The 17,491-nt window shown below is 39.9% G+C and carries 17 protein-coding genes and 2 tRNA genes; 12 read left to right on the forward strand and 7 right to left on the reverse strand.

Annotation, left to right across the window (positions count from 1 at the left end):
* Positions 1–17 precede the first annotated feature (17 nt).
* From murI to ribD, 7 genes are all read right to left on the reverse strand, one after another.
* Entirely contained in the window at positions 18–860 is an 843-nt protein-coding gene (gene murI, locus HMPREF9010_RS10125; RefSeq protein ID WP_004310502.1) for a glutamate racemase, read from the reverse strand.
* Between the two features lie 107 nt (positions 861–967).
* Entirely contained in the window at positions 968–1,483 is a 516-nt protein-coding gene (locus tag HMPREF9010_RS10120; protein WP_004299779.1) for an OmpH family outer membrane protein, read from the reverse strand.
* Between the two features lie 56 nt (positions 1,484–1,539).
* On the reverse strand, positions 1,540–2,055 hold the full coding sequence (locus HMPREF9010_RS10115; protein WP_004305030.1) for an OmpH family outer membrane protein: 516 nt from the start codon (positions 2,053–2,055) through the stop codon (positions 1,540–1,542).
* Positions 2,056–2,078: 23 nt separating this feature from the next.
* Complete coding sequence (bamA, locus tag HMPREF9010_RS10110; protein WP_008649598.1) at positions 2,079–4,733, reverse strand: outer membrane protein assembly factor BamA; 2,655 nt, start codon at positions 4,731–4,733, stop codon at positions 2,079–2,081.
* Positions 4,734–4,763: 30 nt separating this feature from the next.
* Positions 4,764–5,498: an isoprenyl transferase gene (locus tag HMPREF9010_RS10105; protein ID WP_004299782.1), complete on the reverse strand. Its 735-nt coding sequence runs from the start codon at positions 5,496–5,498 to the stop codon at positions 4,764–4,766.
* Between the two features lie 26 nt (positions 5,499–5,524).
* The gene (locus tag HMPREF9010_RS10100) at positions 5,525–7,033 is read right to left on the reverse strand and encodes a DUF6242 domain-containing protein (RefSeq protein ID WP_008649601.1); all 1,509 of its coding nucleotides are present in this window, start codon (positions 7,031–7,033) and stop codon (positions 5,525–5,527) included.
* A gap of 142 nt (positions 7,034–7,175) precedes the next feature.
* Positions 7,176–8,231 carry a bifunctional diaminohydroxyphosphoribosylaminopyrimidine deaminase/5-amino-6-(5-phosphoribosylamino)uracil reductase RibD gene (gene ribD / locus HMPREF9010_RS10095; RefSeq protein ID WP_008649603.1) on the reverse strand — a complete coding sequence of 352 codons (1,056 nt, stop codon included), beginning with the start codon at positions 8,229–8,231 and terminating at the stop codon, positions 7,176–7,178.
* Between the two features lie 36 nt (positions 8,232–8,267).
* Between ribD and prmC the strand changes: the two genes are divergently transcribed.
* From prmC to HMPREF9010_RS10040, 12 genes are all read left to right on the forward strand, one after another.
* A complete protein-coding gene (prmC, locus tag HMPREF9010_RS10090; RefSeq protein WP_004299785.1) occupies positions 8,268–9,104 on the forward strand; it encodes a peptide chain release factor N(5)-glutamine methyltransferase in 837 nt (278 codons plus the stop codon).
* Complete coding sequence (locus tag HMPREF9010_RS10085) at positions 9,101–9,583, forward strand: regulatory protein RecX (RefSeq protein ID WP_004299786.1); 483 nt, start codon at positions 9,101–9,103, stop codon at positions 9,581–9,583. Before prmC ends, HMPREF9010_RS10085 begins: the two co-directional genes overlap by 4 nt.
* A 78-nt stretch (positions 9,584–9,661) precedes the next feature.
* A complete protein-coding gene (gene pyrE, locus HMPREF9010_RS10080) occupies positions 9,662–10,300 on the forward strand; it encodes an orotate phosphoribosyltransferase (RefSeq protein ID WP_004299787.1) in 639 nt (212 codons plus the stop codon).
* Between the two features lie 95 nt (positions 10,301–10,395).
* Positions 10,396–10,806, forward strand: coding sequence for an SRPBCC family protein (locus tag HMPREF9010_RS10075; protein WP_004299788.1), 411 nt, complete (start codon positions 10,396–10,398; stop codon positions 10,804–10,806).
* Between the two features lie 10 nt (positions 10,807–10,816).
* Positions 10,817–12,157: an argininosuccinate lyase gene (argH, locus tag HMPREF9010_RS10070; RefSeq protein WP_004305025.1), complete on the forward strand. Its 1,341-nt coding sequence runs from the start codon at positions 10,817–10,819 to the stop codon at positions 12,155–12,157.
* Positions 12,158–12,250: 93 nt separating this feature from the next.
* Positions 12,251–12,323, forward strand: a tRNA-Gly gene (locus HMPREF9010_RS10065).
* 16 nt (positions 12,324–12,339) lie between these two features.
* A tRNA-Leu gene (locus HMPREF9010_RS10060) sits at positions 12,340–12,423 on the forward strand.
* Positions 12,424–12,581: 158 nt separating this feature from the next.
* A complete protein-coding gene (locus HMPREF9010_RS10055; RefSeq protein ID WP_005679018.1) occupies positions 12,582–13,787 on the forward strand; it encodes a site-specific integrase in 1,206 nt (401 codons plus the stop codon).
* Between the two features lie 83 nt (positions 13,788–13,870).
* Positions 13,871–14,338 carry a hypothetical protein gene (locus HMPREF9010_RS10050; protein ID WP_005679019.1) on the forward strand — a complete coding sequence of 156 codons (468 nt, stop codon included), beginning with the start codon at positions 13,871–13,873 and terminating at the stop codon, positions 14,336–14,338.
* 3 nt (positions 14,339–14,341) lie between these two features.
* Positions 14,342–16,165: a DEAD/DEAH box helicase family protein gene (locus HMPREF9010_RS10045; protein WP_008649609.1), complete on the forward strand. Its 1,824-nt coding sequence runs from the start codon at positions 14,342–14,344 to the stop codon at positions 16,163–16,165.
* Positions 16,166–16,618: 453 nt separating this feature from the next.
* Positions 16,619–16,810 carry a hypothetical protein gene (locus tag HMPREF9010_RS25500; protein WP_008649611.1) on the forward strand — a complete coding sequence of 64 codons (192 nt, stop codon included), beginning with the start codon at positions 16,619–16,621 and terminating at the stop codon, positions 16,808–16,810.
* Positions 16,740–17,414 (forward strand): hypothetical protein, encoded by a 675-nt coding sequence (locus HMPREF9010_RS10040; RefSeq protein ID WP_008649613.1) that lies wholly within the window; start codon positions 16,740–16,742, stop codon positions 17,412–17,414. Before HMPREF9010_RS25500 ends, HMPREF9010_RS10040 begins: the two co-directional genes overlap by 71 nt.
* Positions 17,415–17,491: the final 77 nt, after the last annotated feature.

The raw sequence follows: 17,491 nt of genomic DNA on the forward strand, positions 1-17,491 counted from the left end.
ATTTATTTTCTTAAAAATTATTCGAGTGTGATATGTTTTACGCTAATCTGCTGTTTCAGGAAAGTAGAGGCCGATTCTGAAAACTTTTCTTCCGCTTCGGTCGTGTAAAACTGGCAGTTGCCATTCTTGGTACATTTGGCATCCATTTCGGGATGTCTTTTCAGATAGTCTTTCAGGCTTTCTGCAACATACTCTCCTTGTGCAATTACACTGATATGATCCGGGATGTATTGCCGGATTTTAGGTAGGAGTATAGGGAAATGGGTACATCCGAGGATGACAGTATCTATTTGAGGATCCTTTGACAGTAATTGGTCGATGTACTTCCGGATAAAATAGTCTGCTCCTTCGTCTTGTGATTCGTTATTCTCAACTAAGGATACCCACATCGGACATGCTGTCCCGCTAACCTGAATTTCAGGAAATAGTTTATGTATTTCTAATGGATACGATTCGGATTTGATGGTGCCTGCTGTTGCCAGTACGCCGATATGCTGATTCTTGCTAATCTCTCCAACACATTCTACAGTGGGGCGGATGACTCCGAGCACACGGCGGGCAGGATCGATTTGGGGTAAATCATTCATCTGAATGCTGCGCAAGGCTTTGGCGGAAGCAGTATTGCAAGCTAATATAACCAGATGGCATCCCATATCAAACAGTTTGTTGACGGCTTGCCGGGTAAATTCGTATACGACTTCGAAAGAACGTGTCCCATAGGGGGCACGTGCATTATCTCCCAAATAGATATAATCATATTCCGGTAATACTTCTCTAATCTTGTCTAAGATGGTCAGACCTCCGTATCCGGAGTCGAATACTCCGATAGGTCCGGGCGTATGGGATAGATGTTGCTTCATGACACACTTGATTTATATACGCAAATGTACACCAAAAAAGGGAAAGAGAAAGAAGATGATCCTTCTTTCTCTTTCCCTTTTGGTATTTCTTTATTCTTGGTCAGCTCTTATTTGATACCAAGATTTGCTTTTACCTTGCTAGTCAAGTTGATGCTCTGTGATTCGTTTACATAAGGAATCGAAGTTCTTGCCAGGTCGAAAATATAGATCACACCTTCAGCAGCACCTACTGCTTTGATAGCATTGTCCAACTTCTGGTAGATAGGAGCCATTGCATCATTTTGAGCTTTCTGCATTTGTTGTTGAGCATCCTGTTGGAATTGCTCTTGTCTCTGCATCATATCTTGCAACTCTTTCTGTCTTCTTTCAGCGATGTTAGGAGGAAGAGAATCCTTAGCGATAGCTTGTTGGAATTCCTGATATTTCTTGTTGAATTCTTCCTGCGTTCTCTGTAGTTCGGCAGTAAGTTGTTTTTCTAAAGTCTGAATATCATTTTGAGCTTTGGTGAATTCCGGCATCACAGTGATGATTTCCTGTGCATTAATGTGGCCGAATTTCAGGTTCTGTGCAAATACACCCATTGGGAGTGCAAGCAACATTACAAGTGCAATTTTTTTTAGCATAGTTCTATAATTTATTTGAATGATTTTTAGTTATTTCCAGCTGCAAATGTATGAAATTAATTTGAATATCCTAATTTTCTTAGGATTTCATCACTAATATCTATGCGTGGATTTGCAAATATTATACCTGTAGCAGAGGCTCTGTCAATTACCATATCATATCCATGTTGCTGTGATATAGCTTTCACTGCTTCATAAATATCATCCTGAATCGGAGTAATCAACTTGTCTCTCATCTTGGCTAATTCGCCTTCCGGACCGAAGTAGTTACGCTTCAGCTCGGCTGCTTCTTTTTCCTTCGCTACGATTGCATCTTCTGTCTTTGTTTTTTGTGCGGCAGAAAAAGTGGAAGATTTTGCCTGGTAATCCTGGAACATCTTCTGTGCTTCTTTAGCCAGAGCTTCTACTTCACTCTGGTATTTCTTCGTAGCTTCTTGCATTTGCTCGTTAGCGCTTTGAGCTGCCGGAATATTCTTCATAATATATTCCGTATCGATCAGTGCAAATTTCTGTGCATTTGCTGCCATGCTGACAGCAAATAGCATCATGATTAATAGAACAGACTTTCTCATAACGTTTAGTTTTTGATGATACATTAGAATTCTTGTCCTAAGATAAAGTGGAACTGGCTTCCTCCATATTGTTTAGAACCAAATACTTTGTCGAAACCGTAACCCCAGTCAATACCCATCATACCAATCATCGGAAGGAAGATACGAACACCGACACCGGCAGAACGTTTCAACTCGAATGGATTGAATTTCTTGATATCATGCCATGCGTTACCTGCTTCAAGGAAACCTAACACATAAATGTTAGTACTTGTTTCCAGCATCAACGGATATCTCAATTCGATACCGAGACGTGCATAGGCATAACCTTCAGAACCGTATGGTGTTAATGAGCTGTTTTCGTAACCACGCAAAGCGATACTTTCAGTTGCATAAGTTGAATAACCGGTCATACCGTCACCACCTACGTCGAATGTACCGAACGGAGATTTCTTGTATTGGTTATAGTGACCTAACAGACCGAATTCCGTACGTGTCATTAATACCAGACATTTAGGATGAGCAACCGGATCCATCAGCGGAGTATATGTTTTGCCTTTGAATTTCCATTTGTGGTATTCTATCCATTTATGAAGTTTATTCATGTTGTCCTGGGTAATGCTACCTGTTTCAGGGTTGCTGTAATATCCCTTATAGTCTTTACCGTCCATCAACGAGTAAGGCGGTGTGAACTGAACTGACAGTGAGAAATCTGAACCCGAACGAGGGAAGATTGGGTTGTCAATAGAGTTACGAGCCAAAGTCAATGAAATGCTAAGGTCATTACATTTACCGTTGGTGACCGGGAAGTATTGCCAGTCGCTCAAGTTATAACGTTGGTAAGCTAATTCTGCGGAAAGAGTGAAATAGTCATCCGGCCATTTCAGACGTTTACCCCAACCTACGGAAAGTCCCCACATCTTGATAGACTTATCAGGGTCATAATAGTTTTCGTAGTTGTTATAGTTACCATAGTTGTACATACCATAACCACCGTAGCCACTATACATACTGTTGTAGTAGTTGTTGAAGTAGCTGGAGTTGTAGTAACGGCTACTGATATCTGTCTGTACAGAGAAGAATGCCGATACAGAGAATGAATTCGGACGTTTACCGCCAAACCATGGATCGAAGAATGAAATACTGTATGATTGGTAGTATTTAGCGTTCGTCTGTCCGCTGATAGTCAATGTCTGACCATCACCTTGAGGAAGTATACCACGGTAGTTTTCACCCGGGTGCAACAAGTTGGCTACAGAGAAGTTGGTAAACTTCAAGCTCAACTTACCGATAATACCCGTCTGTCCCCAACCTGCAGAGAATTCCACCTGGTCGTTAGCTTTGGAAGTCAAAGGCAAACCTATGTCAACAGTTCCGTTCATCGGATCCGGTTGAATATCTGGTTGCAGTTTTTCCGGGTCAAAGTGTCCCATCTGCTGAATTTCACGCAAAGAACGCATCAAGTCTTCTTTGCTGAACAATTGTCCCGGACGAATACGAAGTTCACGGCGAACGACGTTTTCATACAAACGGTCATTACCACTGATCTTGATCTTATTGATAGTAGCCTGACGGCCTTCATAGATTCTCATTTCGAGGTCGATAGAGTCGCCAACGATATTTACTTCTACCGGGTCAAGGGTATAGAACAGGTAACCGTTGTTGTAGTATAAGTTACCGATAGCGTCATCATCTGTAGAAACACGTTCGTTCAATAACTTCTGGTTGTATACGTCACCTTTCTTCATGCGGAGCAGGAAGTTCAACTGTTCTGACGGATAGAGAGTGTTACCTACCCATGTAACGTTACGCAGATAATATTTTTGTCCCTCGTCTATATTCAAATAAACGTTTACAGTCTTTTCGTCATACTGTGAAACGCTGTCTTTTACAATCATTGCATCACGGTATCCCAACTCATTATATTTGTCGATAATCAGTTGCTTGTCTGCCTCAAAGTTTTCCGGCACGAATTTCTTGGTGCGGAACAGGTTACGAAGTTTACCTTTCTCATTGGTTTTCTTCATAACTTTCTTCAGCTTGGAAGTCTTGATCGCATGATTACCAACGATTTGGATTTCGTGTACTTTGATTTTTTCTTTTTTGTCGATATCAATGTCAACGATCACCTGATTTTCGCTGGATGGATCGTCTTTCTGCGAGATGATTACTTCTGCATTTTTGAATCCCTTATCGTCGAAGTAACGTTTGATTAATGTCTTGGCACGGTCTACGGTATTCGGAGTAATCTGCATGCCTTTTACCATTCCCAGCTTGCTTTCAAGATCGGTACGTTCCGACTTCTTCACACCATGATAGCGCACATCTGCGATACGCGGGCGTTGTGTCAGACTGATTTTTAACCAGATTTTGTCGCCTTCAATTTTCTCGGCTGTGATTTGTACATTTGAGAACAAGCCATGACGCCAATAACGTTTGATTGCTCCAGTAATTTCGTCACCCGGCACAGTAATTGTCTGTCCTACCGATAGTCCGGATAGTCCAATCAATACATAGTCTTCATAATTCTTTACGCCTTCGACTTTAATATCTGCTATCTCATACTTTTTGGGTGTTCCGGAGTATAAGATGACAGGTTTCGAGTCTTCATCAGTGTTAGCATTTTGCGCAATGCCTGTTGTCGCAAAGCAGCACAGGCAGACAAACGTTATGAATATAAAGGAAATACGATAATGCATTTATGTTATAATTTGATGTTTCGAGTTATATTAGCTGATCTGTTCACTGGTTTTGCCGAATCGGCGTTCCCTTTGTTGATATTCCCAAATGGCCTTGTAGAGTTCTTCTTTATCGAAGTCGGGCCAAAAGGTGTCACAAAAATAAAGCTCCGAATAAGCGCATTGCCATAGGAGGTAATTGCTTAGCCGGATTTCTCCTCCTGTGCGGATCAGTAGATCCGGATCGGGCATAAATTTAGTATCCAGATGAGATGAGATACATTCATCCGTTATCTGTTCGGGAGACATTTCTCCTGCTTTTATCAGTGTTGCTATTTGCCGTACAGCTTCGGTTATTTCCCAACGGGATGAGTAACTAAGAGCTAATACCATATACATACCACTATTTTTGGATGTACGTTCTATGCATGATGCCAAACTTTTTTGGACTTCAACAGGTAACTTTTTGAAATCACCGATTACATTGAAGCGAATATTGTTTTTCATCAATGTCTCTTCTTCAATAGATTCTAGCAATAGATTCATCAGAGCCGCAATCTCGTCTTGCGGCCGATTCCAGTTCTCGGTTGAGAAGGTGTACAGTGTCAGGTACTTGATTCCCAAACGGGCGGCATCTTCGGTAATATTCTGTACCGTTTCTGCGCCAGCACGGTGACCGTAAGTACGTTCTTCCCCTCGTTGTTTTGCCCATCGTCCGTTCCCATCCATAATGATGGCCACGTGTTGTGGTATCCGAGTTTTGTCTATTTGTTCTATATAGGACATCTTTTTATTTTAAACGTATACGTTTTTTATTTGCCAGCATTTGCTAAATCAAACCATAGCTGATTAAGACGACCACGCCATACCTCTGAATCATGATTATAAGTACGTGTTTCAGTTGTGGTAGACTTAGTACTTTCTGCTTTATCTACCTCTTCTTCGAAACTGGCGTTTCCTTTACTAAATATAATCCATAGATTTTGAGTCGCAGGGTCTAGTACCATTGAGTAATTCGTTTTACCTCTGAATTCAGGATCTACGCTAGGGTTTGGAGTTCCTCCTTTGCTCCAATCTCTATGAGGGAATGCAAACTTGGAGTTAGCTTTTCTCCAGAATAACCCTTGATTGGAAACATAAATGGAACTGAAATTTTGGCCAAATATATATACTAAGTCATTGTAATATATGATAGATGGTTGAGTATATTTGGGACAGTATGCAACGGAGGAAGTTGTTGAGAACTCAACCCATTTACTACCGTCATACGCCCATACAATGGTCGTTTCTAATTCGCTGTCATCAGCCAAAGTCGCCGTTTCTGTATCTCCCACTAAAAGGACGGATTTAATATTTGTCGCAGACTCATATACTGTGTAGGATATGTTTTTAGTTGGGAAATTAGCAGGTACTTTTCCTCCATTTTCTGCTTCATCCAAAGTCTCTTGTGGTATATCATTTGTTTGATAATAGAAATAGCGTTGGTTATCGGCTCCTTTCTTTGTATAACAAATTCTGCTGATATCGTTATTGGTCAATGTGGCTAGAAGTAACTCCACTCCCTCACCAAACATACTTGATTTTCCCCAATTTATACCATCTGCAGATTCATATACATGACCATCACCTGCGGATGTAGCATATAACATGGTTATGCTTCTGTTGAATTGGAATGTGACGATAGAAGTCGGAAGTTGACCTTCTGGTAATCCCACAGTTTCTTGTGAGACCCCATTGCCGAAGTTAGTTAAAGAATTCTTATACACACGTAACTCGTTACCAACTACAGAGTATGTGAGAACTTCACTTCCCAAAATAATGGATTTTTGTTCTCCTGTAATTTGATTATCTATTTCATTTATATACTTCCATCTCAACGAATCCGGATCATGCTGATGTACTCGTACTTTAATAGTATATTCCTTAGTTTGATTAGGAGATATTCCTGCTAACGCTTCTGTTGACCACACTTTAATAGTGAGATCTTCCCGAAGATCGATAGAGTCATTGATGTTTATGACAGAATCGTTACCGCTTTTGTCTTTCATTGTTACGACGCCTGATGCCGTAGTTAATGTTTTGATTAAAATCTTGTCAATGATGGTATCGGCATGAACAGGAAGAGAGTCTTCATTATAAATTTCACGTGATAATTGATCAATAGTGAATTTATAACTCCCAAGGCCTGCTGTGTCAAGTGCAAACGCATGGATAGTTGCATCCGGGCTATATTCGATGTTATTATCGTCATCAAGACATGACGTTATAACAAATGACACCATGAAAAAACTCGCAATGAATGATAAAAACTTTATTCTCATTTGAAAGATTGTGTTTATTTACAAGTTGCAAAAATAGAAACATTTTTTCCGATAATGAACATTACAGGTAAGTTTTATATAAAATTATAGATAATAACACTGTTTTTATCGACGTAAAACCCCCTGAATAGAACTATCTTAGCTATATTCGGCGAACATAATGCCAAATTTGTCTTTCGAAGTGTTCTTCTATCGAATAACTAAATTTATCGTCCATTTGAGGTGCTTTAACACCGGAGTGTAACCTGTTGGGACACTTTTCGATATAAGCTTCATCCCACAACTCGTCGTCGATGAACGACTGTAGCAGTTGACTACCTCCTTCCACCAGTAATGATTGTATTTTCCGTTGATACAGTACTTCCATAATCTGCTCCAGTGTGTTATGATTGAAGTCGATGGAGATATATGTGATGTTGGTTCTTGCTGGTTGTTTCTTTTCAGTAAAGACTAATGTTGGCACATTCCCATCGAATATTTGTAAATCATTCGGAAGAGATAATGTGCGGTCTAATACGACACGTATTGGATTATGTCCATACCAGTTGCGTACCGTTAGCGACGGATTATCCAATAAAGCTGTTCGCCTGCCTACCATAATCGCATCCGCCTCCGCTCTTTTTTTATGTACTAGCATTGAAGTGAGAGGAGAGGAGAGTATCAAAGGCATTCCACTTGTACGTTCTATATCAATAAACCGATCGGCTGACTCTGCCCATTTTAATGTAATATAAGGCCGATGAAGTGTATTGAAAGTAATAAAACGACGAATCAGTGATTGACATTCTTTCTCTAATATGCCGACTGTAACTTCTCGTCCGGCATCCCGTAGTTTTTGAATCCCCCGTCCGGTTACTTCAGAAAAGGGGTCCTGGCATCCGATAACAATGCGTGGAATCTGTTTCTCTATAATCAGATCCGCACAAGGAGGTGTTTTCCCGTAGTGGGAGCAAGGCTCCAGACTGACATAAATCGTAGAATGTTTCAATAAAGACTCATCTTTGACAGAACGGATTGCATTGACTTCCGCATGTGCCTCTCCGCAGCGAATGTGATAACCTTCGCCGATAATACGTCCGTTACATACGATAACAGCCCCTACCGTCGGGTTTGGAGGCACATTGCATAACCCGTTCTTTGCAAGCTCAATGCAACGCCTCATGTATTTTTCTTCTTCCATTTTGGTGCTCTTCGCCATATTATTCTTACTTTTGCACTCCGAAATTGTGAAAATATGAATCGTATCACCGCTTACATTCGCCAGTCTTTGCAGGAAAGCTATCCGCAGGAAGAGATAAAAGCTCTTTCAATGCTGATTTGTTGCGACATGTTAGGCTTAGATGCGCTTGATATTTACATGGGCAAAGATATAATTTTATCCGAATGCAAACAGCGTGAATTAGAAAACATTATATTCCGTTTACAGAAAAATGAACCGATACAGTACATTCGCGGTTTTGCAGAGTTTAGTGGAAGGAATTTTAAGGTTGCTTCCGGCGTGTTAATCCCTCGACCGGAGACCGCAGAACTCGTAGAGCTAATAGTAAAGGAGAATCCGAATGCCCGTCATCTGTTAGATATAGGTACGGGAAGTGGATGCATTGCGATCTCTCTGGATAAAAAACTTCCGGATGTAGACGTAGAGGCATGGGATATTTCGGAAGAAGCGTTGGCTATTGCCCGTAAAAACAATGAAGATTTGGAAGCCGGGGTGAGATTTCTGCAAAGAGATGTATTGTCTGATGACTGGGAAAAGGTGCCGTCTTTTGATGTGATCGTCAGTAATCCGCCTTATGTGACTGAAACGGAAAAGAATGAAATGGACGCTAATGTCCTTGATTGGGAACCAGGGTTGGCATTGTTCGTTCCTGACGAGGATCCTTTACGGTTTTATAATCGTATAGCCTGTCTGGGAAGTGAATTGCTATTGCCGGGCGGAAAACTTTATTTTGAAATCAACCAGGCTTATGGCCGGGAAACAGCACACATACTTGAAATGAACCAATATCGTGATGTTCGTGTTATAAAAGACATATTTGGAAAAGATAGAATAGTTACAGCTAACCGATGAGTGCACAATTAACTGATGAAGAGGCTTTAAATCGCGTAGCCTCTTACTGCTCCACTGCCGAGCATTGCCGGGCAGAAATAAATGAGAAGTTACAACGTTGGGGAATTGCCTATGATACCATTGCGCGTATTCTTGACCGACTGGAATCAGAGAAGTTCATTGATGATGAACGTTTCTGCAGGGCTTTTGTGAATGACAAGTTCCGCTTTGCCAAGTGGGGGAAAATGAAAATAGCCCAGGGGCTTTACATGAAGAAGATCCCTTCTGATGTGGCATGGCGTTATCTGAATGAAATTGATGAAGAAGAATACCTTTCTATTCTGCGTGACCTGCTGGCTTCCAAACGGAAAAGTATTCATGCGGCAGACGATTATGAATTGAATGGAAAGCTGATGCGATTTGCCATGAGTCGTGGATTTGAACTGAAAGATATTAAGCGTTGTATCGACATTCCCGATGAAGAGGAACAAATTGACTGAAAAAATAAACGGATTCTTCTTTTTATTCTCGTTCAATTTCTGTACTTTTGCGGCAAATAATTAATAGTTAGTTTAGTTATGAAAAACTTAGAGAGACTATTTGCGGAGAAACTGTTGAAGATTAAAGCTATTAAACTTCAACCCGCTAACCCTTTTACATGGGCTTCTGGATGGAAATCCCCCTTTTACTGTGACAACCGTAAAACTCTGTCCTATCCTTCTCTTCGTAATTTTGTGAAGATTGAAATTACACGTCTGATATTAGAACGATTCGGACAGGTGGATGCGATTGCTGGTGTGGCTACAGGCGCTATTCCGCAGGGAGCTTTGGTGGCTGATGCATTGAATTTGCCGTTCGTGTATGTTCGTTCTACCCCCAAAGATCATGGATTAGAAAACCTGATTGAAGGTGAACTTCGTCCGGGTATGAAAGTCGTAGTCGTAGAGGACTTGATTTCTACTGGTGGTAGTAGTTTGAAGGCTGTTGAAGCAATTCGTCGCGATGGTTGTGAAGTGATCGGTATGGTTGCAGCGTATACATACGGATTCCCGGTAGCTGAAGAGGCGTTCAAAAATGCGAAGGTGACTTTGGTAACGTTGACCAATTATGAAGCCGTGCTTGATGTTGCTCTTCGTACAGGTTATATCGAAGAAGAAGACATACAGACATTGAACGAATGGCGTAAAGACCCTGCTCATTGGGATGCTGGAAAATAAGATTCATTTTTTGATCAAACATATTTGGTAAAAAGAACTGTTCGGGCAATATTTGGCCGGATTGTTCTTTTTTTGTTTTATACTAATAGAAAATTATGAGTAATTTTGAGAGTAGTGTCAAGGTAATACCTTACAGCCAGGAGCGCGTATATAATAAACTTTCAGATTTAAGTAATCTGGAAGCAGTCAAAGACCGTTTGCCAAAAGATAAGGTGCAGGATTTGAGTTTTGATTCGGACACGTTGAGTTTTAGTGTCTCTCCTATCGGAAAGTTGACTTTGCAAATTGTAGAGCGTGATCCTTGTAAATGTATAAAGTTGGCAACAACTAACTCTCCTCTTCCTTTTAATATGTGGATTCAATTGGTTGAAACTGCAGAAGAAGAGTGCAAAGTGAAGGTAACTATCGGAATGGATCTTAATCCATTTATGAAAGCAATGGTACAGAAACCTCTCCAGGAAGGTTTGGAGAAGATGGTTGATATGCTGGCAGTTATTGGATATTAAACTTTTTTTTATGGCACAGAAACTTTGGGAGAAGTCCGTACAGGTAAATAAGGATATCGAACGTTTCACGGTAGGTCGTGATCGTGAGATGGATCTTTATTTGGCCAAGCATGATGTGCTTGGTTCTATGGCTCATATTACGATGCTTGAAAGCATTGGGTTGTTGACAAAAGAAGAACTGGACCAGTTGCTGGTGGAATTGAAGAGTATTTATGCCTCGGCCGAAAAAGGCGAATTTGTGATAGAAGACGGGGTGGAAGATGTACATTCACAGGTAGAATTGATGTTGACCCGTCGTTTGGGAGATATCGGAAAGAAAATACATAGTGGTCGTTCCAGAAATGATCAGGTTCTGTTGGACTTGAAACTTTTTACCCGTACGCAAATAAAAGAGGTTGCCGAAGCGGTAGAACAACTATTTCATGTCTTGATCCGTCAGAGCGAACGGTATAAAAACGTTTTGATGCCGGGATATACACACCTGCAGATTGCAATGCCTTCTTCTTTTGGCTTGTGGTTTGGTGCCTACGCCGAGAGTCTTATGGACGATATGCTGTTTTTGCAGGCAGCATTTAAAATGTGCAATCGTAATCCATTAGGTTCAGCAGCCGGATATGGTTCGTCTTTTCCTTTGAACCGTACCATGACGACTGACTTATTAGGTTTTGATTCAATGAATTACAATGTTGTATATGCTCAAATGGGGCGTGGAAAGATGGAACGCAATGTTGCTTTTGCATTGGCTACGATTGCCGGGACGATTTCCAAATTAGCTTTTGACGCCTGTATGTTTAACAGTCAAAACTTCGGTTTCGTTAAGTTGCCTGATGACTGTACCACGGGGTCTAGCATTATGCCTCATAAGAAGAATCCCGATGTCTTTGAACTGACACGTGCTAAATGTAATAAACTGCAATCGCTTCCCCAACAGATCATGATGATTGCGAATAATTTGCCTTCTGGCTATTTCCGTGATTTGCAGATTATCAAAGAAGTTTTCCTTCCTGCTTTTCAGGAACTGAAAGACTGTTTGCAGATGACAACCTATATCATGAATGAAATAAAGGTAAATGAACATATTCTTGATGATGACAAATACCTCCTTATTTTTAGCGTGGAAGAGGTAAATCGTTTGGCACGTGAAGGTATGCCTTTCCGTGATGCATATAAGAAGGTTGGTTTGGATATTGAAGCAGGTAAATTCTCGCATACTAAAGAAGTACACCATACTCATGAAGGTAGTATCGGCAACCTCTGTAATGCAGAAATCTCCGCATTGATGCAGCAAGTGATTGATGGATTCAACTTTTGTGGAATGGAGAAAGCGGAGAAAGCACTGCTTGGAAGATAAAATAGACTTTCGGAGGATAGTTTTTTAAACTTTCCTCCGAAAAGATTTGGCAGAAACAAGTAAACTACTTATCTTTGCACCCGTTGAAAAAACGCGGAAATAGCTCAGTTGGTAGAGCATAACCTTGCCAAGGTTAGGGTCGCGAGTTCGAGTCTCGTTTTCCGCTCTTTCTTTGAAAGGATGCTCGAATGGTGGAATGGTAGACACGAAGGACTTAAAATCCTTTGGCCATTGCGGCTGTGCGGGTTCAAGTCCCGCTTCGAGTACGAGTATTCCTGATTAAAAGCTCTGTAAATCTTTGATTTACGGAGCTTTTTATTTATCCGTTTATCACTGATTCATTCTGTCTCAAATCCTGATTTTAGCCCGTTTTAAGGTTGATTTATGCGACTTATGTAAACCAAGATGTAAACCGGAAATGTGTATGAAAGCAACGGTTAATGTGTTGTGTTACAGGTCTAAAACTCTTAGTAATGGTGAGCATCCATTAATGATTTGTGTGTGCAAAGACGGCAAACGGAAGTATGTCGGTCTTGGAATCTCTGTAAATCCTAAATATTGGGATTTTAAGAAGAATAGTCCTAAGCGTAATTGTCCCAATAGGGAACAGTTAATAAAGGTTATTAATGAGCATGAACAGAAGTATGCTGAATGTGTGCTTGAGTTCTCTGCGGAGAATCGGGAGTATTCATCTGCATCTTTGATTGAAGCAGTTGTGCCTGTACAGAAGGCTAGAACGGTCGGTGAACTGTTTAATGAGTATATAGCTCAACTTAAAGACGAGGGTAGGTTAGGGTATGCGCTTTCTGTACAACAGGTATGTAACTCTCTGTTGAAGTATAGAGGGCATTTAGACATTTACTTCTCCGAAATTGATGTAAATTGGTTAAAAGCGTATGAATCTTGGCTGAGACGCTGTAATTTGGCGGATAATACCATTGGCATACGTTTTAGGACATTGCGGGCTGTTTATAACTTGGCTTTGGCTGAAGGTATAGTGAAGGTGGATTGTTATCCGTTTAAAAAATACAAAGTCTCTAAATTACATAAGGAGACAGCTAAACGTGCTATAACAAAAGAACAGGTGAAGCAGGTTATTGAATATGATGTGTCAAGGGCACGTTTCTATAAGAGATTGGCGGTTGATATGTTTACGTTCTCTTATTTAATGGGTGGCATTAACTTCACGGACATGGCTTTTCTTACAGATAAGAACTTTGACGGTGAACGTTTGGTGTATATTCGTCAGAAGACGAAGAAGTTAATAATGTTACCGTTACAAGAGAAGGCTGTTGAGATAGTGAACCGCTATCGTTCCTCACAGCGTAAATATGTATTTCCAGTACTGGATAATCGTGAGCGGACACCACGGCAAATAAGAAACCGGATATATGATGTGTTGGATAACGTTAATGGATATTTGGCTGATATTGGAAAGGAGTTGGGTATTGAATTAAAGATTTCCAGTTATGTCGCCCGCCATTCCTATGCGACAGTTTTGAAACGTTCCGGAGTATCTACTTCTGTTATCAGCGAATCGTTGGGGCATAGTTCGGAAAGGGTGACACAAATTTATTTGGATAGCTTTGAGAACAGGCAATTAAATGATGCAATGAAGAACTTGTTATAGTACTTTCAATTAATCCCACTTGTAATTATTGCAGGTGGGATTTTATTTATATATTTGAAGCATTTAATTATACAACATTACACATGAAACATAAACTATCCAATTACGGCAATTCTGATGCGCATAATCAAATAAAGAAACTTATGCTTAGAGGTGAGAAGCTTACAATAGGCTTCTTCAATGAGGACATAACCAATTACTCATGCGCATGGATTGAATCAAAAACTGTCAGCGCATTTAAATATGTTATCTTTAAGGAAGATAACGTTTACTGGCTTATGAACTATCTTGTCAATGGTGAGGTTGAGGACATAGATGCGAAACCGTTCGGAATACAGGGAGAGATAGAAGAAGAGGAAGACTTCCAGTTATGTATGTTGAAGAACTTCATTGAAAGCAAAATGACAGTACAGTTCAGTCCTCTGCCTAGAGACGGAAGCGGATTTGTAAGAGCCATATCGGCATTTGATAACGGGAAGGTGATATTTAAATTAAAGAAGACAGACGAGCTGTTGGAATATCTAAAGGCACGTGACTTTATTTTACTTTAATAAATGGAAACCACATATATCGAGATTGATTCACCGGACAAACATCTGTCAGATGTATTGGAAGAAATACCGTCCAATGTCATTCTTTATAAGACCCTGACAGGTATCGGTGCGACTTATAGCGAGATTAAGGCTCAAAGACATTCCATTATCATAGAACCGAACGTTCCTGTAATAATCGGTAAATGTAATTCCGACAAACATAAGAATGACAATTTGCTGGGTGTCTATGAGGGTGTCACTACTGACAGGATTATCAAATATCTAGGAGCAAGCAGGGGGAAATATTATAAGATACTCACTACACCCGAAAGCTTCACGAAGGTTAAAGATGCGTTTCTGATATTTAACGGCAAGATATATAATACCTGTTTCCTACTTATTGATGAAGCTCACAAGACTATAAAGGACGTGGATTATAGAAGTGATATTGTCCTGCCTATGAATGACTTCTTCAAGTTCAAGGGGAAGGCGCTGGTATCTGCAACTCCGCTTAAATTCAGTGACCCACGTTTTGAAGAGAACGGTTTCAGTATCATTAAGATTGAACCTACATACGATTACGCTAAGGAGATTGATATAAAGCCTTCAACCAACATATTAAGGGAAGTTTGGGAGGAATTTGGTTGGATGCCATTCATAACAGGACAAGACAAAGACAGACCTTTCTTCATATTCATAAATTCTGTAGATATTATCTACTCTATAATATCCCAACTTAAACTGTTTGACAAGTCTTCCGTATTCTGCGCCCCCAAGAGCATAGACAAGTTAAAGCAGAATAACTTCAACCGATGTTATGAGAACTGGGATATAGAGAGAATGAGCCAATACAACTTCTTTACCAGTCGCTTCTTTAATGCGGTGGATATTGAACTGGACTTCAAGCCTTATGTCATACTGGTTACTGATGTGTACTTTGCAGAACAGACGATGCTTGACCCATATTCCGATGTAGTCCAGATTATAGGCAGATTCAGGAATGGAATAACAGCTGTCACCCACGTTACCAATACCAAGTACGAACTGCCACAGAGAACCGAGGAAGAACTAGATGAGTTTGTCAGGACAAGCGAGGAAGTATATAATACACTCAAAACATTTTATGATGCGGCAGCCAGTAAAGGGGCAAGGGTAGCATATAAAGCTGCAATGGACAGTTTGCCATTCAATCAGATGTTGGACATCGATGGTAACAAGAACTGGTTTGCTGTTGACAACTATATAAATGATGCACTGGTAACTGGATATTATCGGGATGCGAAGTCACTTCAACGGGCTTATGAACAGCATAATGATATATTAACGCCTTCCGTATTTACATTGTCCGACCGTCCCGCCCTTACAGATGAAGACCTACGATTCAAACGGGGATTGAAGACGCTTAGCACAAAGGATAGGAGAACGCAGATTGTCAAGTTACTGGAATATCTAGGCAATAATGACCTTACAGAACAGGAACGTGAATTTAAAGCTGATTTGAGAAGAACGGATTCATTCATAGTTGAAGCATACGAACTGGTAGGTAAGGAAGTGATTGAAGAACTGGATTACTCCTATCCTGAAATCAAGAAGCGGATGATAGTTGCACAATACCTGTTGGGAGCCAAAGGAACGGAGACTATCCAACTGATAAAGACCTCATTCAAGGTAGGAATGAAGTACAGACTAACCTATATTAAAGAAGAACTGATTCGTATATTCGAGTTATTGGGAGTTACTCCGCCTAATAAGATAACAGCCCAAAGTATCAATTCATACTTTGAAACTAAAGAAGTGTGGATTAAGAAGGATAAAGCCCTGTTGCTTGTAAGAGAGAAAGTGTAATATAGCCATTCAACCTTTTAGGGAAGAATGTTCAATTTATATGCCCCACCTCATAAAAGGTTGAATATGCTATAATCCTGATAGTCCGGTTATCACTAACTTGGATTATCGGGATTTGTTTTATCCTGTAGTCTGTCATTCCCGATTGTGGTATAATGGTTAGGCAATGCCATTGACATTTATTACCTTTGCAGTACCTCAAATGACATAACATTCAGATTATCTGCAACCTACCGAGATTCATTACTACTAACCTATTCTAATCTTATTAATTACTATGAAAGAACTTACCTATCATGAAATCAGAATTAAAGCCTTGAAGAATAATGTACGGGACAATAAACTTCAAATCGGAATGTGGGCGCAATTTAATGGCTACATGAAACGCAGGGTACACAGGAACGGAAGATATTATACTGTATATATCCCATTACAAAGACTAACCGATTAATTATGATAATCCATTTACCTACAGGAAAGCAGTTTGCCAACAGGAAGGAAGCCAAGATTTACTTTGGTACAGCCTACTATTACAAGTTGGAACGGGAGAAGAGAGATTTGTTATTTACCGATAATGTTCAATCAGCTACTAATGAATATTGCCAAACAACATCTAATAAACAGGACAAACATAAGAACTCATAATGCTACCATTAATAAGTCAATGATTAATGCCTTAAATGAGCCTGACCTGTATAGATTCTTCTGTCTGTCCCTATATAGAAACAGCTATTATAATGTAAGACTACGGATTGAAGATATAGCCAAGATTACAGGTGAGAAGAAAGGTGTATTAAAGAATTTCAATAAGAGTATGGACACGATATTGACAAGAAAGAAATACCCCAGCCCAATCAACCACCCTGTATATGAATTTACAATGAGAAGTCTGTATAAGATACCTGCCATGGATTACAAAGGCTTTATCACATTATCCCATAAGTTTACCCAAGTTAAGCTAAGTGTGAAAGTGAAAGGGTACTATATCAAGCTATTATTAATTGCAGAGAATAATACTATTCCTCTTACTAACATAGGAATAGCTAATAAGTTGGGAATAAGTAAGAATACAGTATTCAAGTATAATATTGAATTATTCCAAGCAGGATTGTTAAAACTGTTTCCCGACAGGTTGGAACTTACTCCTAATGAATTACTAATAAGCAATGATGAAGCCAAACAAAAGAAAGAATGGCATCCCATTACAGGAGATTTACTACCTAATATAATTCTTAGCTTTAATAAGTAAGTAAAGAGGTCATTTTATACCTGTTATTAATTATATTAAGAGAGGGTATAATTTGACCTCTGACTGTAATATATAGT

The sequence above is a fragment of the Bacteroides sp. 3_1_23 genome, from assembly GCF_000162555.1.
Taxonomy (GTDB): domain Bacteria; phylum Bacteroidota; class Bacteroidia; order Bacteroidales; family Bacteroidaceae; genus Bacteroides; species Bacteroides ovatus.

Bases quoted from the DNA above. Each gene is read 5' to 3' on its own strand.
- murI (WP_004310502.1), bottom strand. From the start codon at position 860: ATGAAGCAACATCTATCCCATACGCCCGGACCTATCGGAGTATTCGAC.
- HMPREF9010_RS10120 (WP_004299779.1), bottom strand. From the start codon at position 1,483: ATGCTAAAAAAAATTGCACTTGTAATGTTGCTTGCACTCCCAATGGGT.
- HMPREF9010_RS10115 (WP_004305030.1), bottom strand. From the start codon at position 2,055: ATGAGAAAGTCTGTTCTATTAATCATGATGCTATTTGCTGTCAGCATG.
- bamA (WP_008649598.1), bottom strand. From the start codon at position 4,733: ATGCATTATCGTATTTCCTTTATATTCATAACGTTTGTCTGCCTGTGC.
- HMPREF9010_RS10105 (WP_004299782.1), bottom strand. From the start codon at position 5,498: ATGTCCTATATAGAACAAATAGACAAAACTCGGATACCACAACACGTG.
- HMPREF9010_RS10100 (WP_008649601.1), bottom strand. From the start codon at position 7,033: ATGAGAATAAAGTTTTTATCATTCATTGCGAGTTTTTTCATGGTGTCA.
- ribD (WP_008649603.1), bottom strand. From the start codon at position 8,231: ATGGCGAAGAGCACCAAAATGGAAGAAGAAAAATACATGAGGCGTTGC.
- prmC (WP_004299785.1), top strand. From the start codon at position 8,268: ATGAATCGTATCACCGCTTACATTCGCCAGTCTTTGCAGGAAAGCTAT.
- HMPREF9010_RS10085 (WP_004299786.1), top strand. From the start codon at position 9,101: ATGAGTGCACAATTAACTGATGAAGAGGCTTTAAATCGCGTAGCCTCT.
- pyrE (WP_004299787.1), top strand. From the start codon at position 9,662: ATGAAAAACTTAGAGAGACTATTTGCGGAGAAACTGTTGAAGATTAAA.
- HMPREF9010_RS10075 (WP_004299788.1), top strand. From the start codon at position 10,396: ATGAGTAATTTTGAGAGTAGTGTCAAGGTAATACCTTACAGCCAGGAG.
- argH (WP_004305025.1), top strand. From the start codon at position 10,817: ATGGCACAGAAACTTTGGGAGAAGTCCGTACAGGTAAATAAGGATATC.
- HMPREF9010_RS10055 (WP_005679018.1), top strand. From the start codon at position 12,582: ATGAAAGCAACGGTTAATGTGTTGTGTTACAGGTCTAAAACTCTTAGT.
- HMPREF9010_RS10050 (WP_005679019.1), top strand. From the start codon at position 13,871: ATGAAACATAAACTATCCAATTACGGCAATTCTGATGCGCATAATCAA.
- HMPREF9010_RS10045 (WP_008649609.1), top strand. From the start codon at position 14,342: ATGGAAACCACATATATCGAGATTGATTCACCGGACAAACATCTGTCA.
- HMPREF9010_RS25500 (WP_008649611.1), top strand. From the start codon at position 16,619: ATGATAATCCATTTACCTACAGGAAAGCAGTTTGCCAACAGGAAGGAA.
- HMPREF9010_RS10040 (WP_008649613.1), top strand. From the start codon at position 16,740: ATGTTCAATCAGCTACTAATGAATATTGCCAAACAACATCTAATAAAC.